Annotated in this window: 21 protein-coding genes; 10 read left to right on the top strand and 11 right to left on the bottom strand. The window is 39.0% G+C overall.

What is annotated here, in order from left to right:
- Window positions 1-56 precede the first annotated feature (56 nt).
- Window positions 57-1142 carry a M35 family metallo-endopeptidase gene (locus C2M30_RS17105; RefSeq protein ID WP_105172579.1) on the top strand — a complete coding sequence of 362 codons (1086 nt, stop codon included), beginning with the start codon at window positions 57-59 and terminating at the stop codon, window positions 1140-1142.
- An 80-nt stretch (window positions 1143-1222) separates the two neighbouring features.
- Here the strand turns inward: C2M30_RS17105 and C2M30_RS17100 are convergent, their stop codons facing one another.
- Entirely contained in the window at window positions 1223-1654 is a 432-nt protein-coding gene (locus C2M30_RS17100) for an acyl-CoA thioesterase (protein WP_105172578.1), read from the bottom strand.
- Window positions 1655-1992: 338 nt separating this feature from the next.
- On the opposite strand from C2M30_RS17100, the gene C2M30_RS17095 reads away from it, so the two are divergent.
- Together C2M30_RS17095 and C2M30_RS17090 are read left to right on the top strand one after the other, a co-directional pair.
- Window positions 1993-3906: a hypothetical protein gene (locus tag C2M30_RS17095; RefSeq protein ID WP_105172577.1), complete on the top strand. Its 1914-nt coding sequence runs from the start codon at window positions 1993-1995 to the stop codon at window positions 3904-3906.
- Between the two features lie 2 nt (window positions 3907-3908).
- Entirely contained in the window at window positions 3909-4334 is a 426-nt protein-coding gene (locus C2M30_RS17090) for a hypothetical protein (protein WP_105172576.1), read from the top strand.
- Between the two features lie 100 nt (window positions 4335-4434).
- Here C2M30_RS17090 and ppiC read toward each other — a convergent pair whose 3' ends face one another.
- Entirely contained in the window at window positions 4435-4713 is a 279-nt protein-coding gene (ppiC, locus tag C2M30_RS17085; protein WP_105172575.1) for a peptidylprolyl isomerase PpiC, read from the bottom strand.
- A 216-nt stretch (window positions 4714-4929) separates the two neighbouring features.
- Between ppiC and C2M30_RS17080 the strand changes: the two genes are divergently transcribed.
- The 4 genes from C2M30_RS17080 (at window position 4930) to C2M30_RS17065 (ending at window position 9326) form a co-directional block, all read left to right on the top strand.
- A complete protein-coding gene (locus C2M30_RS17080) occupies window positions 4930-5697 on the top strand; it encodes a substrate-binding periplasmic protein (protein ID WP_105172574.1) in 768 nt (255 codons plus the stop codon).
- A 433-nt stretch (window positions 5698-6130) separates the two neighbouring features.
- Window positions 6131-6829, top strand: a complete 699-nt coding sequence (locus C2M30_RS17075; protein ID WP_105172573.1) for a hypothetical protein — start codon at window positions 6131-6133, stop codon at window positions 6827-6829.
- Between the two features lie 458 nt (window positions 6830-7287).
- Window positions 7288-8814 carry an arylsulfatase gene (locus tag C2M30_RS17070; protein ID WP_199775903.1) on the top strand — a complete coding sequence of 509 codons (1527 nt, stop codon included), beginning with the start codon at window positions 7288-7290 and terminating at the stop codon, window positions 8812-8814.
- 305 nt (window positions 8815-9119) lie between these two features.
- A complete protein-coding gene (locus C2M30_RS17065) occupies window positions 9120-9326 on the top strand; it encodes a hypothetical protein (RefSeq protein WP_054979605.1) in 207 nt (68 codons plus the stop codon).
- 55 nt (window positions 9327-9381) lie between these two features.
- Here the strand turns inward: C2M30_RS17065 and C2M30_RS17060 are convergent, their stop codons facing one another.
- Window positions 9382-10200: a DUF3667 domain-containing protein gene (locus C2M30_RS17060; RefSeq protein WP_158683519.1), complete on the bottom strand. Its 819-nt coding sequence runs from the start codon at window positions 10198-10200 to the stop codon at window positions 9382-9384.
- 267 nt (window positions 10201-10467) lie between these two features.
- Here C2M30_RS17060 and C2M30_RS17055 point away from each other — a divergent pair, with 267 nt between their 5' ends.
- A complete protein-coding gene (locus tag C2M30_RS17055; RefSeq protein ID WP_105172570.1) occupies window positions 10468-10956 on the top strand; it encodes an RNA polymerase sigma factor in 489 nt (162 codons plus the stop codon).
- 4 nt (window positions 10957-10960) lie between these two features.
- Window positions 10961-11605: a hypothetical protein gene (locus C2M30_RS17050; RefSeq protein ID WP_105172569.1), complete on the top strand. Its 645-nt coding sequence runs from the start codon at window positions 10961-10963 to the stop codon at window positions 11603-11605.
- Window positions 11606-11822: 217 nt separating this feature from the next.
- Here C2M30_RS17050 and C2M30_RS17045 read toward each other — a convergent pair whose 3' ends face one another.
- From C2M30_RS17045 to C2M30_RS17035, 3 genes are read right to left on the bottom strand one after another with little or no spacing between them, the layout of a single operon-like run.
- Entirely contained in the window at window positions 11823-12464 is a 642-nt protein-coding gene (locus C2M30_RS17045) for a hypothetical protein (protein WP_105172568.1), read from the bottom strand.
- Window positions 12461-13063, bottom strand: coding sequence for a sigma-70 family RNA polymerase sigma factor (locus C2M30_RS17040; RefSeq protein ID WP_105172996.1), 603 nt, complete (start codon window positions 13061-13063; stop codon window positions 12461-12463). Before C2M30_RS17040 ends, C2M30_RS17045 begins: the two co-directional genes overlap by 4 nt.
- A 43-nt stretch (window positions 13064-13106) precedes the next feature.
- Window positions 13107-14813, bottom strand: a complete 1707-nt coding sequence (locus tag C2M30_RS17035) for a vWA domain-containing protein (protein WP_105172567.1) — start codon at window positions 14811-14813, stop codon at window positions 13107-13109.
- A 385-nt stretch (window positions 14814-15198) separates the two neighbouring features.
- Between C2M30_RS17035 and C2M30_RS17030 the strand changes: the two genes are divergently transcribed.
- The gene (locus C2M30_RS17030) at window positions 15199-18309 is read left to right on the top strand and encodes a PKD domain-containing protein (RefSeq protein WP_105172566.1); all 3111 of its coding nucleotides are present in this window, start codon (window positions 15199-15201) and stop codon (window positions 18307-18309) included.
- Window positions 18310-18398: 89 nt separating this feature from the next.
- On the opposite strand, the gene C2M30_RS17025 is transcribed toward C2M30_RS17030, so the two are convergent.
- From C2M30_RS17025 to C2M30_RS17005, 5 genes are all read right to left on the bottom strand, one after another.
- Complete coding sequence (locus C2M30_RS17025) at window positions 18399-19553, bottom strand: KTSC domain-containing protein (RefSeq protein WP_105172565.1); 1155 nt, start codon at window positions 19551-19553, stop codon at window positions 18399-18401.
- Window positions 19553-20407 (bottom strand): chitodextrinase, encoded by an 855-nt coding sequence (locus tag C2M30_RS17020; protein ID WP_105172564.1) that lies wholly within the window; start codon window positions 20405-20407, stop codon window positions 19553-19555. The genes C2M30_RS17025 and C2M30_RS17020 overlap by 1 nt, the downstream gene beginning before the upstream one ends.
- A gap of 344 nt (window positions 20408-20751) precedes the next feature.
- Window positions 20752-21933 (bottom strand): glutathionylspermidine synthase family protein, encoded by a 1182-nt coding sequence (locus C2M30_RS17015; RefSeq protein WP_105172563.1) that lies wholly within the window; start codon window positions 21931-21933, stop codon window positions 20752-20754.
- Window position 21934: 1 nt separating this feature from the next.
- The gene (locus tag C2M30_RS17010; RefSeq protein ID WP_105172562.1) at window positions 21935-22558 is read right to left on the bottom strand and encodes a DUF1190 domain-containing protein; all 624 of its coding nucleotides are present in this window, start codon (window positions 22556-22558) and stop codon (window positions 21935-21937) included.
- Between the two features lie 13 nt (window positions 22559-22571).
- On the bottom strand, window positions 22572-22988 hold the full coding sequence (locus tag C2M30_RS17005; RefSeq protein WP_105172561.1) for a DUF350 domain-containing protein: 417 nt from the start codon (window positions 22986-22988) through the stop codon (window positions 22572-22574).
- Between the last annotated feature and the right edge of the window lies 1 nt (window position 22989).

Below are 22989 nucleotides of genomic sequence, written 5' to 3'. Positions count from 1 at the left end.
TGCTAAGGTTAACTACCCATAAAGGGTACAAATAAAATAACTTAACAGGAAAAATTATGACAACACTCTCACGCATACTCATAACAATATCGCTCGTGATCGGCTTAACGCTATCGGCCTTTGCAAATGCGAGCAACCGAGCGTTAGACGTAAATTTAAATGTTACCCATTTAGATAACGGCAACGTGCAAGCAGAACTGACAATTACGAATAGCGGTAAAGGTGTGCAAAAAATATTAAGTTGGTATACCGACCTTGAAGAAGAGAATCTATTCGCTATTACCCGCGATGGTCAAGCGATCGAATTTATGGGACCGCACTACAAGCGTCACGCCCCAACGGATAAAGATTTTATAATGCTAAAATCGGGTCAAAGTTTAAGTAAAACCTTTGAGCTTTCTGGCTTGTACGACTTTTCTCAAGCAGGTAATTATGACATAACTTATCAAGTGAAATCGTTCGACTTATTTGGCCGTGCAACAGGAAAAGATAAACAAGCTAAGCACCAAGTGGAGCAACTAAAGTCAAATACAGTATCGCTTTGGTCTGAAGGTATCGCACAAAAAGGGTCATCTAACAAAGGAAAACCAGGTGGTGGCGGTTCTACTGGTGATTGTATTGATGGCACATGCTTTACCGGCCGCTGTGATAACAGCCAAAAGAACGACATTATGACAGCACTTTCGGCAGCAGACCAAATCACAAATGACTCAGTCTCGTACCTAAACAGCCATAACGCTTCGAACACATCAGCACGTTACCAAACTTGGTTTGGTGCAGCGACATCATCTCGCTACAACACAGTTAGCGCCAATTTCAATGCAATTAACGACGCAATTGATAATCAACCGCTTACATTCGACTGTAGCTGTAAAAAAACCTATTTTGCCTATGTTTATCCAAATCAGCCTTACAAAGTTTATTTATGTAGAGCGTTTTGGAGTGCCAATGTATTAGGTACAGATTCACGCGCAGGTACAATTGTGCATGAACTAAGTCACTTTACTGCGGTAGCGGGCACGGATGATATTGTTTATGGCCAATCTGGCGCACAAAATTTAGCGAATTCAAACCCTGAACAGGCTATTGAAAACGCCGATAGCCACGAATATTTTGCTGAAAACACACCTAATCAAAATTAATTAGATAACGGTGTTGGGGTCTAGTTTGACCCCTTTTACGTTTTAAAAGTAACGCTTATTAAAAGCCAAAATTTGTTTAGTTACTCGTCTTTTTCGTACTGTTTTAGTACCGCTAACATGTCTTCTGAAATAGGTGATTTTTGCCCTGTTTTCATATTAAACATCACCACATTGGCATAGCCCGTAGTGCAAATAGCCTGCTGCGATTCACTGAACGCTTCATAGCGCATGGTAAAACGGTCACTTTTAATATCGGTAATATATGAACCAATATACAAGGTATCAGGAAAGGTGACTGGGCGTTTGTATTGCGCATAGGTGTCTCGTAATACCGGGCTGCAGGTAGGGTCCGACAACACAGAAAGCAAACCAGTTTGTGTTAAAAAGTCGATTCGTGCTGTTTCAAAATAACGAAAATAAGACACATTATTTACATGCCCTAACGCATCCATTTCGCCCCATACAACGTTAATTTTAGTGTGAATTGGATACTTTTCGAAAAATTCCTGCATGGTGTTGCCTTTATAGTTATTAGTATTTCGAGATTAACAACTCACTTGTCGGACCACAAGTTATTAAGACTATTTGATATGGGTTTTACATAGCCGCAAGGTGCACATTACACGTAATTTACAGCGACTACCATGTTAAACAATAAGTAATTAATCCAACCAAGCCCCCCTAAACACTTATTGTCCTTTAGCGCATGTTGACCTTTACGTTCTAATCTAATCAAAAGAATAAATGCATTGGTCATCAGTTAAATGCCTATCGTCCCAACCCCCTATTAACTTGTGGGCTATGTAAGTACATTTGCGGGCTAGAGTTAATACTTTAAATAGGAACAAGGATGCGTGACGCAATTATTTTATTAACCATAATGCTGTTAGTCGGCTGTGGCGGCTCATCAAGTAAAAAACTACCTCAGGTTGTTAACAGTGCCCCTCAACTGACACTTGAATCTGCCTATACTGCACAAAGCGGTGCAATACTTACTATTGAACATCAAGTAACTGATCCTGAAAACGACACGGTTTCATTAACTTGGTCGAACGACATTAACCAAGTTACTATCACCCAATCAACACTTGCAATAACCAGCGTTCAATTACCAACAGTAACAACAGAAACCACGCTAACGTTAACTTTAACAGCGCGAGACGATAAAAATGCAACAACTAGTCAGGATGTTACGGTCACAATAAAGCCTAAATCTGCACAAGTAACGTTTGACTTACTTGATGCATATTCTGCTAAAGAAAACAGTTATTTTGAGCTAACGACACAAATCGAAGCGAATCATGTTATTTCAGACATTTCGTGGCAGCTAGATGAACCACTTAATGCAGATGTAAATGTACAAAATTCATTAAATGGTACTTTGGCCACATCCTCATTAACACTATTAACGCCTGACGTAACTCAAACACAATCGTTTAATGCCATTATATCGGTTACCGCCAATGGTCAGCTCTCACAAAAGCACACACGTATTACAATCAACCCAGACACCTCAGACTTTCTGTCGATATCACTACCCGAACGCTACGTTGTTGATGAAGGCAAAGACGCCAGCATAAGCGTGACGATAAATTCAAGTGACAGCCAATCTGAAATACAGTGGCGCTGGCACAATAGTGAAATTGCGCTTACTGGTGACGATTCAAAAACGGTATCGTTTAACGCGCCTCAAGTTGATAGCGACCAAACGCTGATACTGGAAGTAAGCGTAACAAGTGCAAACCAAACACACATTGCAGAGATACCAGTAACAATCAAAGATGTTACTGTCTATTCAAACATTAGCTTGGCGGCAAATCGTACTTTAGCAGTAAAAGGGCATGCAGTTTTTGTTGATGTAATAACTGAAAATCCAGAACAAATTTCTAGCATTAATTGGACTGTAAATAACCTTACTGAACAAGATTATAACGCCAAAGACCATCGCCTAAACATTACTGTACCTGAAGTAAGCAGTGGCTTTTTTATTGATTTAGATGCACAGGCAACGCTCACTCTAACCAATGGTAGCCAGCAAACCTTAACTCAATCTATCCGCGTATTAAATCCCTACACGTTAGATACTGAGCTAAACATCGGGCATAATATCGACCGCCCATTGCCTGTATATAACGGCGAAACAGGTAATTTCACATTGAGTGTATCAAATGCGTATGATTTGATTGATTCAGTAGCCATTGATTTACCGTTCACCGTAACGCCTTTCACAACAAAAAATGCCGAGTTAGTTAGCAACGCAATTCAGCTGGTACTGCTATCAGATAGCATCACCACAGAAGCAGAAACCACGTTGCAAGTTACTGCGTTTGTGGGCGACTACCAAGTAAATGATTACTTTAAGCTAAGACTAAAACCATCCCACTTTACCATTTACCCTGGGTTAACCGAGCAGTTTTACGCGGGCTCTCAAATAACATTATTCAACCAAATTTACCATGATGATACCTTGCGCGAAGAAACCGCCCAATGGCAAACTCACACATCGATTGGTGATATTGTGCAATCAGATAGTGGCAAATTTAGCTACGCAAGTTCACCGTCGTTTCACGGTGAAATCAGCCTTAACGCATCATTTAATCAAAATGAGTCAACAACGCAAAGCGACAAACTCATTAATATGTATCGCACACTAAGAATTGATAAGGACGATATTAGTTGCTCCTTGAGCGGCCGCAGTACTGTGTGTGTTTATGATGGCCGTACTATTAGGTTACCCTTGATACCGCCCAACTCCGACAACTAAAATTGAATGACGAAGTTGCCTGTTTACTCACACAAAATAGTGCTGTGGAATGTATTGGTAATTCGGCAAATCCAATTATTAGCGACACTCCTACGCTATCGGGCGAAATTGAACGCCTAAATATGGTTGGAAATAACGCAGCGTGCGTGCAATTTAAAAACGCTCAGTGGCAATGTTGGGGTCAAAATGCAGCTAATATTACTTCAGTAACAAACGCTTTTTCTCATGTGTATACGATTACACAACATAAACAGAATACCTGTTTAGTAGCTGATGGCTTTTTACATTGTTTTAATCAAGTTGGCGAGCAAAGCTTTAATGATTTAACAGGCTTTATTAAAGACATTAAGATTAAAAGCAGCGGTTTGTGCTACCAATATACTCACCAAAAAACCTCTTCTTGGCAGTGCCCAAGCGAGCTTAAATAACCATTTAAAAAGCGGCTTAAATGCCGCTTTTTCTGTTAATTAAGCAATAGTTATATTCATTTAAGGCAACAATAAAGGTTTATTCACCTACAGGTGTCTTTTACGTGCGGTACAGCACTTTAATGATATGCCAACCAAACTTGGTTTTAACTAATTGTGGAGTGAGCACTTCGCAAGAGAAACACACTTTATCAAATTGAGGCACCATAGTGCCGCGTTTAAACTCTCCTAAATCACCACCCTTTTTACCCGACGGGCAATTAGAATACTTCTTTGCCAAAGTTTGAAACTTTGCCCCTTTTTTTAACTGCTTGAGAATATCTCCCGCTTGCTCTTTATGTTTTACCAAAATGTGTAGAGCATGTGCTGTACTTGCCATTGTGCTTAATTCTCACTTTTAATATTACTGCGCTATTGATAGCGTAATAATACACGAATACAGGCCAAAACAAGAAGCAATGGCACAAAGCAAGCATCGAATCCCTGCCCGTATCGGTCTTTTGCCCGCTTAAATTACGCTGATCTGTTACAATTAATTATCAAACCGAGATACTTTGTCCTAAGCTCAAATAATGTGGATAAAAAGGCGAGATTTATGGATATAAAACGCGCAAAACTAACGAAAAACTATGTTGTTTTTATCTACCTTATACTGCTAACAGTAAGTGGGTTTTCAAGCAATGCTATCGCTAATTCTCTTTCTATTTCTGTTGGCTGGAATAAGCCGCCTTATGTGATTGAAGAGAGAAACTCTGGCTTTGAACTCGATATGGTTTCAGCAATATTTGCTAATATGGGTTATTCTGTCAGCTACGTGTATGTGCCATTTGGCCGCTCAAACACACTGATTAAAGTAAAAAAAGTAGATGCCGCATTAACAATGAACGAGCACATGGATATAGAAGGCTTAGTGCTTAGCGAGCCCTATATTTCATATCAAAATGCTGCCATCAGTTTGAAGGGACGCAGTATTGAAATCGACTCAATATCCGATCTAAAAAACCATTCTATTGTTGCATTTCAAAACGCGTCGGTGGTTCTTGGTGATGAATATCGAAAAGCCGCCAAAAAAAGCCCTCTGTACTTAGAATTACCCAATCAGCGAAAACAAGTTGAGATGCTGTTAAAAGGCAAAGTCGATTTTGTCGTTATGGACATCAATATTTTTAACTATTTAAGCAATGAGCTAATTGGCAGTTCACATATGGCAAACGTGGTCATTCATCGATTATTTCCAAAAACGACCTATCACATTGCCTTTACTGATGAAAAACTTATGCTTGCTTTCAATAGTGCAATGAGTACCTATAAACAAACCAAAGAGTACAAAAATCTTGTCGCGAAATATGAGTTTCTGTATTAGGCCGTGTTCTCAAACACAATACAACTGAAGCTAAACAATCAAACTCGTATCGCTACTTTTTATTACGCGAGCTAAAGATCCACACTTTTCGCCGTAAGTAGCGGGGTAATCTCATCCTTTGCAACTACCAATACCTGATTTTTTACCCGCTATGTACGTCATCTATCTGCTGGCAAGTTATGAAAATAGGCGGCGATAACTGAAACGACAATGACGATGTGGGTATAATTATTTACTGAAGTTATGTAATCATAGACATAAAACTGGCACACCAGCGAAGTCATAGTAAGCGGGTACAAAGTGAAATTGTATTACGTTTTATCCAAAAGGATAGCGCCGACTAAAACACCGCTCGTTATTCTGCTCTTATCACGTAATAAATTGGCGCTGTTGAACTTTTCTTTTCAAAAAGGCAATATCCTCTCAGTATAAAATGCGTACTTCTGCTATTGATATGCGTGTTACAAAAGCCTATGTATTAGTAACGGATGACAATACAATGCGAACAAAAAAACCAAGCGTTTACCGATATTTAGTGGCTTCAGTTTTAATATTATTTTCATTCTTTTGCCAGTCAGAAACGAGTGTAAGTGATAACTTGCACACTACCTGTAGCGCTAAAAATCTTGGATTTAGTGCCGAGCCAAATTCCCTCACAGACAATTCACTTGAGGGATTCTATGGCTATTCAGATCTTTTCTATTTACCAAACAGTCCATCTCGAAAAGTTGTATTAGTTTCAAACGGACAAAAATTCCAAACCGAACAAGGTATGTTAGATGATATTGATGCAATGGTTTCAGTGGAAAAGTACAAAAATCATTGCGAAAAAATTGAAATTATCATCGTTAGAGCAAGGTATTTCGAATCTGGATTAGAGTTAATTCGTGAACTTGCATATTTATATGTGAATACCCACACCACGCCTTTTCGCTACATTGGCGCATATGATTTTGTGATTGGCGACGATAACGAATACCAGATGCTGATGCAAAATACGGCGTTGCTACCCGATGATTTTAAAGACATTTTTTCAACGCTAGATTTAACCCTGAAAAATAGTAAGTTACAGCTGCGCATCACCAACTTTTTAAACACCAAAACCGAGGTCAAGGTGTACCCAATCAAATAAAATCACCAATCAGCTAATGCACAAACGTCATTACTATCATAAGCAACACGCTACGGCTCAAATTAAACTGCTGGGTTTACATCAAATCAAACATATTCATTGCGTTTGCTAACAAGTGCCAAGCATCAAAAACTTACAACTTACGTAATCTTTTATTTCGGTGTAGGCAAATATTTAAAAACACCAATATCGTCAAAACAACCTTAACCTATTTCTAAGCAACAACACTTTTATAACAGAGTAAAACGGCTATTTAACGTTGATATTTATAACCTTTTTATCCTATTTAAATCAAAGTGACGGTGGAATTAGCTTGTAATTAGAATGTATTCAAATAGTATAGAAAACGCACACCCTGTCACTTGCGGGCATATCGTAATAACGCAGTATAAGGTGCCTGCAAGCGAGGGATTTTTCAGCCGAGGTCTATGTCTTGGCTTGTTTTCAAGGAGAAAAATATGTTCAAGTATCTATTGGTCTTTATGACCATTTTAGGTTTTAGTTTACCCAGCTATGGGGCAGATAAACCCAATGTGCTTGTTATTTGGGGCGATGATGTTGGCATGTGGAATATCAGTGCATACCACCGCGGTATGATGGGAGGTAAAACACCTAACATAGATAGCATAGCCAACAATGGCATGATATTTATGGATCACTACGCACAAGCTTCATGCACTGCAGGACGTGCTGCGTTTATTACAGGTCAATACCCGATGCGAACTGGGCTTAGCACCGTTGGTTTGCCAGGTGCACCACAAGGTCTGCAAAAGAAAGATCCTACGCTCGCCACTATGCTTAAATCGAAAGGGTATGTCACAGGTCAATTTGGTAAAAACCATTTAGGCGACCTTGATGAACACTTGCCAACAAACCACGGTTTTGATGAGTTCTTTGGTATTTTATACCACCTTAATGCTGGTGAGTATCCAGAGCAACATGACTACCCGCAAGATGCCAAAACACAAGAAAAGTTTGGCTTAAACATGCGTGGCGTTATTCATTCAAAAGCACTTAAAAATGGCAAGCAAGAGATTAAAGATCTTGGCCCGTTTGGGAAAGAGCGCCAACGTAATTTAGACCAAGAAGTGTTGGTTGAGTCAAAACGCTTTATTCGTGATGCAGTAAAACAAAATAAACCCTTCTTTGTTTGGCATAACACAACGCGTATGCACTACCAAACCAATTTAAACAAAGCCTATGACGGTAAAACTGGCTATGGATTATATGCCGATGGCATGGCTGAGTTGGATGATGATGTTGGTGAGTTGCTTGGTTTACTCGACGAACTTAATGTAGCAGATAACACAATTGTGATGTTCTCTACCGATAACGGCGCAGCATCTAACTCTTGGCCTGATGGCGGTAACCAGCCATTTCACGGCGAAAAAGGTGTTGGTGGTTGGGAAGGTGGCTTTAGAGTACCTATGCTTGTTAAATGGCCTGGGCATATTCCAAAAGGTGTAAGCACTGGTGAATTTATGACCATGGAAGATTGGATGCCAACAATTATGTCGTGGGTTGGCGACAAAAATTTAAAATCTAATCTACTCAAAGGCACCAAAATTAATGGTCAAAAATATAAAGTGCATTTAGACGGCTTTGATCAGAGTGATATCTTGCTAAACAATGGTAAAACAAAGCGCAAAGAGTTTTACTACTTTACCGAAACCACATTCCACGGTATGCGCTACGGCGATTGGAAATTAATCTTCACGGAGCAAGAGCACTGGTTTAGGTCAACACAGCAAGCGCTAACTTCGCCGTACATTATTAACTTAAAAATGGACCCATTTGAGCGTTTCATTCACGCCAGAGGTTATGATGAGTGGGCAGAAAACCGTAGTTGGATTTTAGGCCCTGCAGGTAAGCAAATTGCAGATTTTGTAAAAACCTTTAAAGCGTTTCCGCCCAGCCAAGAAAGCATGTCGGTACAGGTCGATAGTGTTGCTGAGATGATTTCGAAACAAGCACACAACCGATAATCAATTAAACCCAACCGGTACAGCGTATTGTTACGCTGTACCGATTGTTAAACACATTAAATCAAATAAGAAGCTGCATTTTCACACTTTTCCTTTGTTAATAAATACGCCCTTTACTACAACACTTTATCGCAAAAACCATTAACGCAGCCAAAGCTGCACAATCCAAAAAAAGCGCCCTTCAAAAAAAACGATGTAAAAGGCAATTAATGACAATTGTCATCTTACATTGATGACAATTGGCAGCTGTGCTGCGTGCGGTCATTTGCCGCAATGATTACATCAACTAAGCAAGGAGAGACATCATGAACAACGTAATTAAACATTTTATTGAATACAGCTTAAGACATTTACCACTGCTTATCGGGTTAACATTAATTAACCTGTTTACAGCACCAAATCATTTATGGGTGCTGTGGGTAGCATTATTTACGTTTATCGGATTTTTTAACGAAGTGAGTTTTACAGGTAAAAATAAGGCTAGCAAGCGCGACGATAATGATACTTGGTAGGCTAATTCGCCTTACCAAGCATCACCACTTAAAACTCTCTATAGAAAATATGGTTTTATCGCGTATGCAGTGCAATTCCCATCATAATTACGAGAGTGGACAGAAAGGTTACAAACGTTAGCACAAGCGCAAAAAAAGATGCGAAACCATTGTGATGCGCTTTGCCATAAAAACCGCGACAAGAGAGCCAACCAAATACAAAGCAAATTAAAACTGAGATCGGTGCATGAACGTCTGGGTTAATCATCATACTGATAAAGCCCAATAATCCAGTGCATAACACAAAATGCCCCATAGTATAAAAAGAGAACACCAGTGTTTCTGCGGTGTTATAAACCTGCCGATGCTTCTTGGAAAATAAGCGTAGAAAAAGTGCAAACGGAATACATAAGAAAATAAACCCTAAGTAGGTATAACCCTGATTGATAACCGACAAATACAAATCAGCATACTTTTTAGGAGCATTTTCTCCCAATAGACCTTTTAAACTTTCGAGCATTTCGGGAGATTGCTGTACTTGCGCAATCATTTTTTCAGATAAAACGTCTTTAAACACAAACAACATTAGTAATTGCGCTGCTGCGCCAATCAAATAATAGGTTAACGGATTAGTAAAAATAACCCTTTGCCCTTCTACATGACGCTTTGCAACGGAACCCGGCGATTTAAAATGTTGAAAGAACGTGTAAAAAAATCCCTTGTCGAGGTTAAGCCATTGCGATGGAATATCTATCAACAGCATTTTTAACGATAATCGCTCTGAGCGATAGCGTTGCCCGCATGAAGGGCAAAATTTATCTTGTAATGGCGTATCACAATTTGCACACGCGCTTAAATGCGCTGAAACTTGAGTCGCGTTATGTTCTAAACCCACGGTAGTCGCCTTATTCTTTTTAGGTAAAACGTTACCTAAGCGGCTAATAAATACAAATAAGTATTTAAAGTAAGGTAATTTGAGTAAACGTAGCAAATTTACTTGGTGATTTGCTTACTAGGCTATTGATAAACGTTAACTTTAGCTGACCTTTGCTCTTAATGTTTTTCTTCAAATACTTTCCTTCAGAAAAAAAATTCCCATAAGCTGTAATAAACAGCGTCTTTAATCCACTAACTAAAGAAAATACAAAACGGAACAAGGTGAATGGGAAGCGATTTTTATCAGCAATCGATACTGCCCTATGCGGGAATCATCATCAAAATATGTCGGGCATACACACATAGCCAAGAAGATTTTGATGACTATTACCAAGAGGTATGCCTGCAAATATGGCGAAGCAAAGACAGCTTTAACGCGGGTTCACAATGGTCCACTTGGGTTTACAAAGTGGCCTTAAATGTATGTTTAACCAATTTAAAACAGCGTAAACAGGGCGAAAAACACTTTGTGTCTGATGCGTTACCCGACGAGGTACAAGATAATTTAAAAGCATTTAACTCAGACGACATTAACGTGCTTTACAACGCCATAAAACATCTATCTGAGATAGACCGAGCAGTAATTTTACTTTATTTAGAAGAAAAATCTTACAGCGAGATTGCAGAAATAATCGGTGCTAACACTAACAGTATTGGCGTGCGCATTACGCGCATTAAAGAAAGATTGAACAAGTTTATAAACGCGCAGGAGTGAACACATGAACAAATCAATTGAAACAATGTGGAAACAAGGCTTTATTAGCGAAGGCGAACTAGTAGTGCCTAAAGTTAACGACTTATATAACAGAAAGTCTCAAAACTTAGTTGATAAACTGCAACATATGTTTGCTGTGAACATTAAAGCAATCGTGATTGGGGCTTTGCTGTTACTCGTAGTGATGAGCATAATCGGCGCACCTTGGCTTGGCCTATATATTTGTGTATTACTGGCTCCGTTGGTGCTGATGGCGAGAAAAGAGTTAGATAAATCGTACAACTTATCGAAAGGGCAAAGTAGTTTAGAGTATTTAGAAAGCTTTAATGCGTGGCTTCATGACTCAATCACGCGATACGCTATTTACTACAAGTTTTTCTACCCATTATTTTACGTCGGAATGGTGTCACAAGGGCTTGCCAGTGAAGCAGGTACTCGCGTAATGGCACGGCTCCTAAAAGCTTACCCAACTGACTATATTTTTCTAGGTATTCCTGGTTATGTTTGGGCTGTAATCACTGTGCTATTACTAGTGGTGATAAAATATTCAGCAGCGCTCTATCGCCTAGACTTAAATATGATCTACGGACGACAATTTAAAAAATTAGAAGAGCTAATAAAAGATATGCGAGCGTTAAAACCAGAATAACCTATCAAAAGCATTATCAATAAAAGTGTAAAACGCAGCCTATTGACTGCGTTTTATGCATAACTTTCAAAACATCAGTTATAAATAGAGCTGCAGCACGCCATTAACGTTTAAAAGCGAATGAGGAAATTGAGTTACGTTTTGTCCCAACCTTGCGTTTAACACGATGCTACTTTTTCACTAATGTGTGATTTAAGCCCGCACTTACACCCTCTAACTACTCTGATTTGGTCAATTTGCCATTTTTAAGTAGTTCTTGATATAACCCCTTCAGAGGTATAGGGACCTTATCGTGAAGTTTTGGTTTTGCTTTCAGCAATTCAATTAGCGCTTGTTCTGCGCCATTTTTGTCACCTTCTTCAAGTTTTGCTAAAACAACGTTGAACTCTGAACGTGGTTCAATGCCTTTTAAATTCGGCATCGCGGGCGGTGGCGCTGGAACGGAGCGCGCTTTTTGCCCTGAGGCTACTTGTTCAACTCTTGAGCCCGTTACTTCTATTTTTTCTAACTGCACGTCATCTGCTAATAGTTCCATCATTTCAACTTGCGGTTCACGTTTGGCTGTTTTCTTGGCTTGCGGTAACGCAGGCTTATCAATTGATTCTACAGACTTTAATTCTGACTCAAAATCTGGTTCTTGATAATACTGCCAAGGTGCAAACACGGCGATAGCAACCATTGCAGCTGCGATGCCTGAATAATGCCACCAGCGGTTTGGCTTTATGATAACGGGCTGCTCTTTGCTAATTGCATCGGACGCGTGGGCTAAAATGGCCTCATCCAGGGCTTTTGGCGGCATCTCGTCATTATCTTGTTGATAAAGCTTAATGATCTCTTCATCGTTGAATTGCTTACTCATACCTGCCTTTCGCCTCCAAATTCGGTTGTACCCGCTTTACGCTTTAAACATTCGCGAAGTTGCGACATGGCATAGCGTAATCTGGTTTTAACGGTTTCTGGTTTTGCCTCAACAATGTCGCACACTTGTGCGGGCTCAAACCCTGCTTCGTGACGCAGCAAAAACGCTTCGCGTTGCTGAGGTACAAGTAACTCAACACAATGCTTAATGGCCTTTTGTAAATATTCATTATGCAGAGTGTTTTCCTGATGCGTTTGGTTTGAGGCAAGAGTAAGGTGATTGCCTTCATGTTGTTCGTCATCAACTAAAGACAAGTGCTCACCTCGCGCTGTTAATTTTCGGTGTTCATCAACCAACAAGTTATGAGCGATGCGATAAAGCCAAGTGCTAAATTTTGCCTCTACTTTATAACGGGTGCGATTATCGATTACCCGCAGCCACACTTCTTGAAATAATTCTTGTGCTTTATTTTTCTGCTTTGTGCCTAATTGGCGACACACATAACGATACAAGGGCCCTTTGTGTCGGGCATAAAGAGCACGAAAGGCAGCTTGATTACCTTTACCATAATCAAGCATAAGTGCCTCGTCCGTTTCCATGTGTGGTTCAATGTTTGTAGTCATATAGGCTATAGTGATTCAGCTATAAAGCACTGGCAAGTTCAACCAAGTTAACAAATTCACCGCGATAGTTAAATGGGTCATCTCCCCTATTTGCTCGTGCAATTGTGGCGATATCTTGGTAATTCATACTGCCTAAGTACTGACTCTGCTTTAACTTTTGCGCAAATGCCGCGACTGAAGTCGCAAATTTAAAATCCAAACTGGCGCTATCGAAATCATTTAACACCTGTCGTTTATTAACCACTTGGCTAATTAATTTACTTTCTGTATCGCCCGGTAATTTATAGCGAATTTTCACCTGTAACAGTTCATTACTAGCACTTACCACTTGTTTTTGCTGATAACGCAACGCATCAACTTGCCCTTTATGGCCAGCAAGCGTTAATTCATATAGCGCCGTCACGGTATGACCTGCGCCAATTTCGCCTGCATCGACATTATCATTATTAAAGTCTTCATCTTTCAGTAAACGATTTTGATAACCAATCAAGCGGTACTCTTTAACTTCTGCTGGGTTAAATTCGAGCTGAATTTTGACATCATTCGCAATACTTTGCAGTGTGCCGCTCATTTGCCTTAAAAGTACTTTTTGCGCCTCGTGCAGGGTATCAATATAGGCGTGATTGCCATCACCAATATTTGCTAATTGTTCCATCATGGCATCGTTGTAGTTACCGCGACCAAAGCCAAGTGTGCTTAACGAAATGCCTTGTTTGCGCTTGTCAGCAATCATCTCTTTGAGTGCATCAATATTGGTTGCGCCAACATTAAAGTCACCATCAGTCGCTAAAATTATGCGGTTCACTCCGCCTTTAATAAACGCCTTTTTCGCGGCTTGGTAAGCCATTTTGATACCACTTTCACCATGTGTACCGCCGCCTGCTTGTAGTTTTTGCAGCGCATCGATAATGGTTTGCTTTTCATTGCCTTTCGTTGGGCTAAGTACTAGCTCAGTATTGCCTGCATAGGTCACCAAACTCACCGTATCTCTTGCCGATAACTGTTTCACCATCATGGTTAAGCTTTGCACCAATAAAGGCAGCTTGTTTTTATCATGCATCGAGCCCGATACATCCACTAAAAACACCAAATTAGAAGGCTTGCGTTCACTCACTGGTAAATCATAACCTTGCAAACCAATACGCAAAATATGGCGCTCATCACTCCAAGGTGCTGGCGCTAATTCAGTATAAGTAGCAAACGGTTGTGATTTATCTTCTGGTACGCGGTAGTTGTAGTCAAAATAATTAATAAATGCTTCTTCGCGTATGGCATCTTTTGGTGGCTTTTGCCCCATGCTTAAATAGCTACGCACATTTGCATAACTTCCGGTATCAACATCAACCGAAAACGTAGAAAGCGGTGTGGTTGCAGCTTGAAATACACCGTTGCTATCACTCGATAGGTAGTTATCTTGATTTTGAGGCTGCGTAAAATATTCAGGTGGTGGCGGTGGCGCGATACGATTTCTTATTGCAGGTGCTGCCATTAACACTTGTGGCTGACTGGCCTTCATGTACTCCACAGCTCCCCCATCAGTTTGCACATCAGCCAATCGACTACCCGTCACAGTAATTTTTTCAACCTCTTTATTTTCTAGAGCAGTTTGGGCTTGTTTTTCATTTTCAGGCTGCTTTGCAATTGTTGTTTCCGACTCTTGATTCGAACAACCAGAAATAAATAGTGTGCCGATTGTTAATGCGATTAAGGTTTTATTTGTTTTCATAATCTGTCTCTTTTATAGATGGTTTAACGCTATAAACGGACGACGATGAATTTGGGGGTGAATTATTTTTAAGATTTTTGTTCGTACTGTCTTAGAGGTCTATCCGCCACTTTTCACTTTTTTATGGCGTGTCAAATCATATTGGTTCTCTTTGGAACAAAGAATACCTTAGAGGCTGGTTTATTTTTATACATAATCACAAAGAAAAACTATAAAACCAGCCAATACTTTGTAACCTTTACGTGTTTTGCTAAGAGGATAAACTAAATGTTACAAATCAAAAAAGTGTCAAAAACAGCTTCATATTGACTGATAGTTTGATTCCTGTAAATTTAACAGGTTAATGGATAACCACATGTTTTAAAAACAATTACAAGGTTTTACAATGTATCAAAGGACTTTGATTAAGTTTTTCTTATTTACAACTCTATTCGGTTTAGTCGCTTGTGGCGGAAGTAGTAAAAAACCAAAACCACAGGTAAATAACTCACCGATTGTTAATGCAGGTGCTGATTTTCATGTTAATGAAGCCAATGAGGTAAATCTACTTGCAACAGCTTCTGATCCTGACGGATCGATTACCACAATTAATTGGCAACAAACCGCTGGACTTCAAGTAGACCTATTAAACAGTAATAGCTTAACACCATCTTTTGTCGCGCCTACAGTTGCTGTAGGTGAACAGCAAACTCAAATAACCCTTCAAATAACCGCAACGGATAATCAAGGAGCTTCGTCCTCCGATAATATCACTATTACAATCAACGCTGTAAATGAAGCACCGATTGTTAATGCAGGTGAAGATATTGAAGTCAATGAAAAACAATTGGTTGAAATTACAGCTACCGCAAGTGACGATGATAATAAAATAAAATCTATCTTATGGCAGCAAATTTCAGGAACACCTGCGTTAATTGATGACATTAATAGTTTAAAACTTTCCTTTGTTGTGCCTAGCATTCCATTATCTCAGCAGCAAGATAAACTCGTTTTCCAAGTAATGGTAACAGATGAGTTAGGCTTAACAGCAGAAGATGACATTGTTGTTACCGTTAATCCTTTAAGTCGTGCACCAATTGCCAATGCTGGAGCTGACAAAACTTATTTATTAAGTGAGTTGATCCACCTTGATTGTTCTTTGAGTTCAGATCCTAATAATTACCAGCTTTCATATAACTGGCAACAAACACAAGGGGATGAAATTTTAATAGAACAGGCAACTAGCTGTAATCCGAGTTTTACTTTACCTAACCAACCTTCTCAAATAGATGTGATGTTAACTGTTACAAACGAACTAGGATTAGCATCGCAAGATACAGTGAGAATTACAGCGCGAGAATATCAAGGTAATTTAAATGAAATTGGGCAAGATAAAGTAATTTTACAGAGTAAATTAAACTCAAATGGTATTTATCACCTTTCATTAAATCCTGAAAAAGGCATCGCTTTTGTCTCTGATAGCAATATATTAACTGCAGTCGATGTTTCAGAACCGTTTGCTTTAAAACCTCACACTTGGCAAGGTACTTCAGGAACCTGCCAATCCAGTTTTAGCCAAGGTAATTTTTTGGTTGCAAGTTGTGTTGACGAGCTTCGCTTTTTTGATATTTCTGATTTAAATAACATTCAATTGGTTAGCACAGTTAGAACAAATACCTCATTTAACAATTTTGAATTGTCAGGAAACCTTCTACTAGCATCAGCTCCAAGAAATGTTGGCTCTAACCAAACAGACCGTATTGTTGCTCTAGATATTTCAAACTTGAACAATGTCCTTTTTCTAGATATTTCGACAATAAACAACGTTTTTAATGCTAACGAAGCCTGGGTATCTGGTCTTGCAATCAAAGGTAAAACCCTTTTCACCGCAGCAAATGATGGAATGTTAAGGATTTTTGATATCTCAAATATCACAGCGACTAGCCTTATAGCTACATTAGATTTAGAGGTTCCCCTTGGTGAAATAGCTGTAACAGGAACAAGCTTGTCTGTCGCTGCTACAACTAAAGGTGTTGTGCTAGTTGATATAACTGAAACAAGTAATCCGATTATCGCAACAAACATTACGGCCCCTCAAGGAGCATACAACCTATCTCAAAATGCGAATGTGCTGAGTGTTGCCAGTACTAGCTTTAATGAAATCATGTTTTTTGATGTTAGTAATTTAAATTCACCAATTTTAATTGGTAAAAAAACTGAAGCATTTAGAGGTGTAGGGCTTTTCTTACAGAATGATACTTTATTCTATTTAGATAGCAGCTTAGCAGCATTAATTAGCCAAGATGTATCTAATTTATCTGGATTAGCTGGTGTTGAAATCATGCCTAGCGCAGGAACAAAAATTAGTAGTATTGCTGCGAGTAATAACAAGTTATTTTTTTCAAGTGACGATAACCGGTTAGTATCGGCGAGTATAACGAATAATAATAACCTAGCTATACAAGCCTCGTTAGATGTTTCTCAAGCAAACAATATTACACTGATGGATAATCAGCTCTTCTTAGCAGCAAATGATAATTCATTGAAACTAGTCGATGTGGCTGATGGAAATAAACTAACATTAACATCTCAATTGCAAGTTGATGAGGCTATTTCAGCAATAATCCCTCATGGTAATAATGTATTGATTAGTGAAGGTAATAGTAAGCTCCAATTACTCGATGTTTCAAAAGCCGAGGTTATCAAACCAATCTCAGAATTAATTCTGAATTCAGGCCAAACAATCGGAGATATTGATTCAGATGGCTTATCAATTATCACAGCAACTAAAGATAACTCTTCAATAGTTCAATTAAATTCCAGCGGCGAATTAGAATCAATTGCCAATATTTCTTTTGACTTAGCTCCAGATGAAGATGGATGGGAATATAACTCTGTTGTTATATATAAAAATTATGCGTATCTTTTAGCAAAATACTATGGCCTTCGCATTCTTGATATTTCCAACCCAAAATCTCCTAAATCGGTTAAATCAATTTCAGACATATCGGGAAGTCAATTAAAGTTAATTGATAATAAACTGTTTGTAATTGACCCTTTTAGCGGAGTGTCTATTTACGGCTTAAACGATCCTACTGAGCCACGTCAATTATCAAGCTACTTAACTCGCAACTCTATCTATAAAGTCGCAATTGACAGTGAAAAAGTTTACAACTTAGAGCGAGTACGAACAAATCATCATGATTGGACATTTTGGCCTCTAAAAGAAACTTTTTCTTTAGTTGACTTTACAAAGTCAATAAAGCTTAAACAGTCATATTCGCTAGTTAATACAGATTCAAATTTATCTTATGACGCAACATGGCAATTAGACGGTCCGGTAAAATTAGTTTGTATAGTAACAGGTGGTAGTTGCTCGGTTGAACAAGATACCGCTAGCAAAACAGCTAAGATTATTTGGCAAATACCCAGTGATGCAGGTGATCACCTTATTTCAGTATTACTTGCTAATTCAAACTTTTATGATGTAGCTGAAGACAGCGTTATTGTAGAGTAAATCATAAGGGCAATACTATTACTTTGATTTCAAACTGTTAAAAACAAAACACCCACCAATAATTAGGTGGGTGTTTTTTATTAACGTCATTATTCTTTCACAAGAGCTAAGGGTTCATCTCCTGAAACTATCGAATAAGTATTGCTCTCAATATCTAGTTTCTCAAATGAGTATCGTCCCCTGATATGTTCATTGAAAAACCTTCCCATTGATGTTGAATAATAAAAGTCGTCCCACAGTAGAATAGGTATATCAAAGTATCGATAGACTTCTCCAGATTCAAGTTTCAAATCAAGCACTTTATTTATAGATGAGTAGCCAATGTGTGAGAAAGCATTGGAGCTCACCGGATGTTGCTCAAATAGTGGGAATGGTATTTGATTCAAAACAGAGTCGTTTATTCCTTCACTAATCTTTGCAGCTACATTTGATGAGCGAATATAAGAGTCGATTAAACCATGTCCTGTAGAATCAAACACTGATGCCATTGAAAAATTAGATGGCAGACTTCCAAACAAAATTCTTACAGCTCGCATAATTGCATCTTGATCTAATGTTAAGTGAGAAATTAATTGAGAGTATTGATCACCCAAGCTCCCACCTAAAGAACTTGTTGGTGTTGCAATCGACGCTAAGCTTACAAGTGGGTATTCTGATGCAAAGTAACCATCTGAGTATTGGTAGCTAGAGATAACCTCATCAAACAGCGCATTTGTATAGAAGTTCCCTTGAGAATGACCTACTAAGATAATGCGATTACAAGAATGCATTTGAAATAGTAGCTTTTGATATGCATTTCTGTAATCCGTATCGTTTAATCTTGAATAATTTACATCATTAAATACATCTCTAATGACGGACTCTACTAATACAGTTTCATCTGCTGAAAGCGCATCTATCGTGCCACCAATAATCGCAGTTATAATTCGATACTTCTCAGATGTTAGAGATAAATCTGCATATTTATGCTGCGCAACTTCAAATATTTGCAGATGCAATAATTCATCTTTATTATAACTGCCTGTGGGCCCTCTACCCTTTTGAAAATTATTCAAATAGATATCTTGAAAGTTATCTAACCAGAATAAATTTTTACGAAATGCGTCATATGTTGTAAACATACCATTTACATAAAAGAGTCTTAATTGATCAATTTGTTTAGTACAGTATCTATCTAATAATTGAATATCTGCAAATACCCAATTTGAATTCAGAAAAAGCATAAATACTATTAACCGTATCATTACTTTACTCCTTGTAAAGCAACACAATCTTTATCAGCAGCTAAATGAAAATCATCATCCCATGGAATAAGATCATGTATTTTATTTTGCCCCGTTCGATTAGCAAACGCTCTCTCTAAAGTGTTGAAATAGAGTAATTTTGGGTTTCTAAAGTGTGGAAAATTAGTCTGTAACACTCTGGTACACATACTAATATTCACAAAATCTAAGATAATTTTTTTGCCTATATCTTCATCTAAATGTGAGAATCTATTTTGTTCAACATCAATCACTAATTGCAAGGTTGGTGCGGCTGCTAAACTAAAGGTGATAAGCTCTGGTGAGTCAAATTTTTCATAAACAACTCGCTCATAGTCATCTCGAATACCGTTTGAGTTTTGATCGACGCCGTCTAATGTTTTATAGTCTTCAGGATGTACTGGTGGTAACTTTGGATCAACATAAAAAAGATCACGTATGCGCTGCCAACTATTATTAGTCTTAGGTTCGTGATTTTCATTCCAATAACGGGCAAGAAAATAATCGGTACCAGATTTAACTAAATCGCCTCCCTGGTAAACCTTAGCAGGTTGCCATTTTTCTATGACTGAGTTTTGCACCCAGATCCACCCATCCCAATTAACAGTATTTTTAACTGGTTCGATGCCTTTGACCCAGTGCATTGCAACAAATAGATTTTCGTTATGAGAAACCACATCACCTGCAATATAAACTGAGCTTGCATTCCATGGATTATGTTTGGGAGCGATGTTAGCTAAATCAATGTTTTCCTTATCAGAAGCTAACCGTATTAGATTCGTAGCGTAAGTGTGAGCACAAAAAACCAAACACGCTAAAAGCAGTATTCTAACCATTTCAAATTCCTTTTGAATTAGTTGCTAGTACCTTTTAACTCAAGTTCATTTTCTTATTTAAAGCAAATATAAAATCACAGAATTATTACAACCCTATTTTACTAACTTAGATAACTCACTAAAAAATAAAACAAAGATACTTAGAGTGGGAATTCAAACGGGTTTTCGAAACACATAAACCGTTGACTACGAGTTAGCGCGAATTAGACCACCACTAAAGTGTCTATCAGGAAATAAGACAGCAAATAAAATCTTAAAGCTGAATAATAGAAGTTGGAGAGGATCAATAAATTAAACTATTGATCCACAATATGGTTTACAGTGTTATTAGCAATAAACGGACATTAGTCGACAATAACATGCGGTAAGTAACGGCTCATATCCTGTGTAATTGCGCTGTCATCTTCTCGAATTGAAATCCCAGCGGCTTGGTCATACACCAGCCAACTACCAATAAGTGTGTGGTTTTGGCCGAATTTCGGTAGCGCATGCTTGGCTTGAAAGATAAACCCCTCTTCACCGTAAGGGCCATCAGAACCTGATGAGCCGCTAATAGGATTGCCTCGACTATCAACAAATGAAATGTTAGCGCCTTCGCGAGAGAATATTGGTTTTTTAACCAACACATCACATTCTTGCGCTAAGTGCAGTTCATCATCAAAGAATGCGGGCAATAAATTTGGATGATTTGGGAACAAGCGCCATAACATTGGCAACAATGCTTTATTAGATAAAATCGCTTTCCATGGCGGTTCCATCCAGCGCATGTTTTGTTTGCCTAACAGGTTGCCAAACTCTTCTTGAAACATAAATTCCCAAGGGTACAGTTTAAACATCCAATCGATAACCTGATCATCTGAATCTGTGAAGCGGTTATCTGCATCTACACCTATTTCTTCGATGTAGACGAATTTGGTGTTTAATCCGGCGGCGATTGCGCAATCTTCCATGTACTGTACTTTGCCGCGATCTTCTTCCGAATCTTTACAGCAGGCAAAGTGTAAAGTCCTGTCGGGCGTTAAATATTCAACCTCTTTAAAACGATTTACGAGCTTTTCTTGCAGCGAATTAAATTGGTCTGCTTTTTTTACAATTACGCCATTATCAACGTTATCAGCCAACCATAACCACTGCCAAAAAGCGGTTTCGTAGACTGACGTTGGGGTATCTGCGTTATTTTCGTATAGTTTTGCCGAACCATTGCCTGCATAAGCAAAGTCTAATCGGGAATACAAACTTGGGTCACCATTGACCCATGATTGGCGAATAAAATCCCAGTGCTGCTCGGGAATACAAAAACGCTTAAGTAGCGTTTCGTCGTTAATGACCTGGCTAACAACTTCCAAGCACATTTGATGTATCTCTTCAGTCGGCTTTTCCAGGTCGTCTTCTATTTGCTTAAGATTAAATTGATAATAAGCAGACTCATCCCAATAGGTTTCCCCATACATGGTGTGAAATTTAAAGCCAAATTCTTCGGCTTTTCGCTGCCAGTTTGGTCGTTGCGCTATTGGGAGTCGTAGCATATTAGCCGCCCCAACCGCGCGAAGAAGACTTACCACCGCCCCAGTTAGACTTAGCAGAAGCCTGAGCACCGAACCCACCTCGCGATATCGTGCGTGTTACCGCCGGTTTTGGTTTAGTTACAGAGCTAGGCACTTTATAGCTGCTTTTGCCAGCACTACCTAAAATGGTGCCATCCGCTGTCATTATTTTTTGACGGTGTTTAGAGCCACTTTTTTGATAGGTGTATACTGGGTTATAACGGCGTCGATGTTTACGCTCAAACGCATCGCCTACTTCATCAACTATCTCAGCTACAATGTAACCGGTAATAAACGGCGTAAAAAACCCTGAGCTGGATTGCTGACACTGACCAAAGTCAGCTTCACATAAATATTGGTGCTGGTAACGCGGCCCGGTGCGCTCCGCTTCTGCCAAGGCTTCTTGGTAAGCAGCTTGACATTGTTCAACCGACAATTCAGTTTGGCTAACACAATCATCAACCGATGACACTACTTTAACACGTTCCTGTGGTTCACCTGAGCATCCTGCAAGCGCCGCTGCAACACCAACAGAAAGTGGTGCAAGGCTGAATTTTCGTACTTTTTTGCGCAGCAATGATAAGTCAATATGTCTGGTCTTTTTCATCATGACCTCCCTATTAATATGTCATGCTTGCAGCGTTTAATAAGCCTACGGCAATATTGGTCGAAGCGAGAATAACACCAGCACTGATTTCGTTATCTTCAATACGTTTGACGATTTTTGGCATAAAGGCAAAACGAACAATTGCAAACGCGAGTAATTGCGCAATTAGCGCAATACCGCCCCAAATTGCAAAGTCTAAAATGCCACCAGAGTTGCTTACCGCGCCAGCGAGTGCCAATGCAAAACCCACTACCGCACCACCAAAGCCAATTGCAGCCGCTGCGTTTTTATCTTCTTTGATGAGTTTCCATTCATCGTGTGGCGTTACAAAAGCAAACAGTATTTTGAACACAAAAAGTAATACCAAGCTTATGCCAAACGACATTGCAAAGTTAGTGACACCGGTGATCAGATCATAACCGTTTTCCATT

This window comes from Pseudoalteromonas sp. T1lg24 (genome assembly GCF_002964745.1).
GTDB classification, from domain to species: domain Bacteria; phylum Pseudomonadota; class Gammaproteobacteria; order Enterobacterales; family Alteromonadaceae; genus Pseudoalteromonas; species Pseudoalteromonas spongiae.
The sequence above is the reverse complement of the archived record's forward strand: the minus strand, read 5'-3'. Positions and strand labels throughout refer to the sequence as shown.

Excerpts from the sequence above, each read along its gene's own strand:
- C2M30_RS17105 (WP_105172579.1), top strand. The coding sequence starts at position 57 with ATGACAACACTCTCACGCATACTCATAACAATATCGCTCGTGATCGGC.
- C2M30_RS17100 (WP_105172578.1), bottom strand. The coding sequence starts at position 1,654 with ATGCAGGAATTTTTCGAAAAGTATCCAATTCACACTAAAATTAACGTT.
- C2M30_RS17095 (WP_105172577.1), top strand. The coding sequence starts at position 1,993 with ATGCGTGACGCAATTATTTTATTAACCATAATGCTGTTAGTCGGCTGT.
- ppiC (WP_105172575.1), bottom strand. The coding sequence starts at position 4,713 with ATGGCAAGTACAGCACATGCTCTACACATTTTGGTAAAACATAAAGAG.
- C2M30_RS17080 (WP_105172574.1), top strand. The coding sequence starts at position 4,930 with ATGGATATAAAACGCGCAAAACTAACGAAAAACTATGTTGTTTTTATC.
- C2M30_RS17075 (WP_105172573.1), top strand. The coding sequence starts at position 6,131 with ATGCGTACTTCTGCTATTGATATGCGTGTTACAAAAGCCTATGTATTA.
- C2M30_RS17070 (WP_199775903.1), top strand. The coding sequence starts at position 7,288 with ATGTTCAAGTATCTATTGGTCTTTATGACCATTTTAGGTTTTAGTTTA.
- C2M30_RS17065 (WP_054979605.1), top strand. The coding sequence starts at position 9,120 with ATGAACAACGTAATTAAACATTTTATTGAATACAGCTTAAGACATTTA.
- C2M30_RS17055 (WP_105172570.1), top strand. The coding sequence starts at position 10,468 with ATGGGAAGCGATTTTTATCAGCAATCGATACTGCCCTATGCGGGAATC.
- C2M30_RS17050 (WP_105172569.1), top strand. The coding sequence starts at position 10,961 with ATGAACAAATCAATTGAAACAATGTGGAAACAAGGCTTTATTAGCGAA.
- C2M30_RS17045 (WP_105172568.1), bottom strand. The coding sequence starts at position 12,464 with ATGAGTAAGCAATTCAACGATGAAGAGATCATTAAGCTTTATCAACAA.
- C2M30_RS17040 (WP_105172996.1), bottom strand. The coding sequence starts at position 13,063 with ATGGAAACGGACGAGGCACTTATGCTTGATTATGGTAAAGGTAATCAA.
- C2M30_RS17035 (WP_105172567.1), bottom strand. The coding sequence starts at position 14,813 with ATGAAAACAAATAAAACCTTAATCGCATTAACAATCGGCACACTATTT.
- C2M30_RS17030 (WP_105172566.1), top strand. The coding sequence starts at position 15,199 with ATGTATCAAAGGACTTTGATTAAGTTTTTCTTATTTACAACTCTATTC.
- C2M30_RS17025 (WP_105172565.1), bottom strand. The coding sequence starts at position 19,553 with ATGATACGGTTAATAGTATTTATGCTTTTTCTGAATTCAAATTGGGTA.
- C2M30_RS17020 (WP_105172564.1), bottom strand. The coding sequence starts at position 20,407 with ATGGTTAGAATACTGCTTTTAGCGTGTTTGGTTTTTTGTGCTCACACT.
- C2M30_RS17015 (WP_105172563.1), bottom strand. The coding sequence starts at position 21,933 with ATGCTACGACTCCCAATAGCGCAACGACCAAACTGGCAGCGAAAAGCC.
- C2M30_RS17010 (WP_105172562.1), bottom strand. The coding sequence starts at position 22,558 with ATGAAAAAGACCAGACATATTGACTTATCATTGCTGCGCAAAAAAGTA.
- C2M30_RS17005 (WP_105172561.1), bottom strand. The coding sequence starts at position 22,988 with ATGGAAAACGGTTATGATCTGATCACCGGTGTCACTAACTTTGCAATG.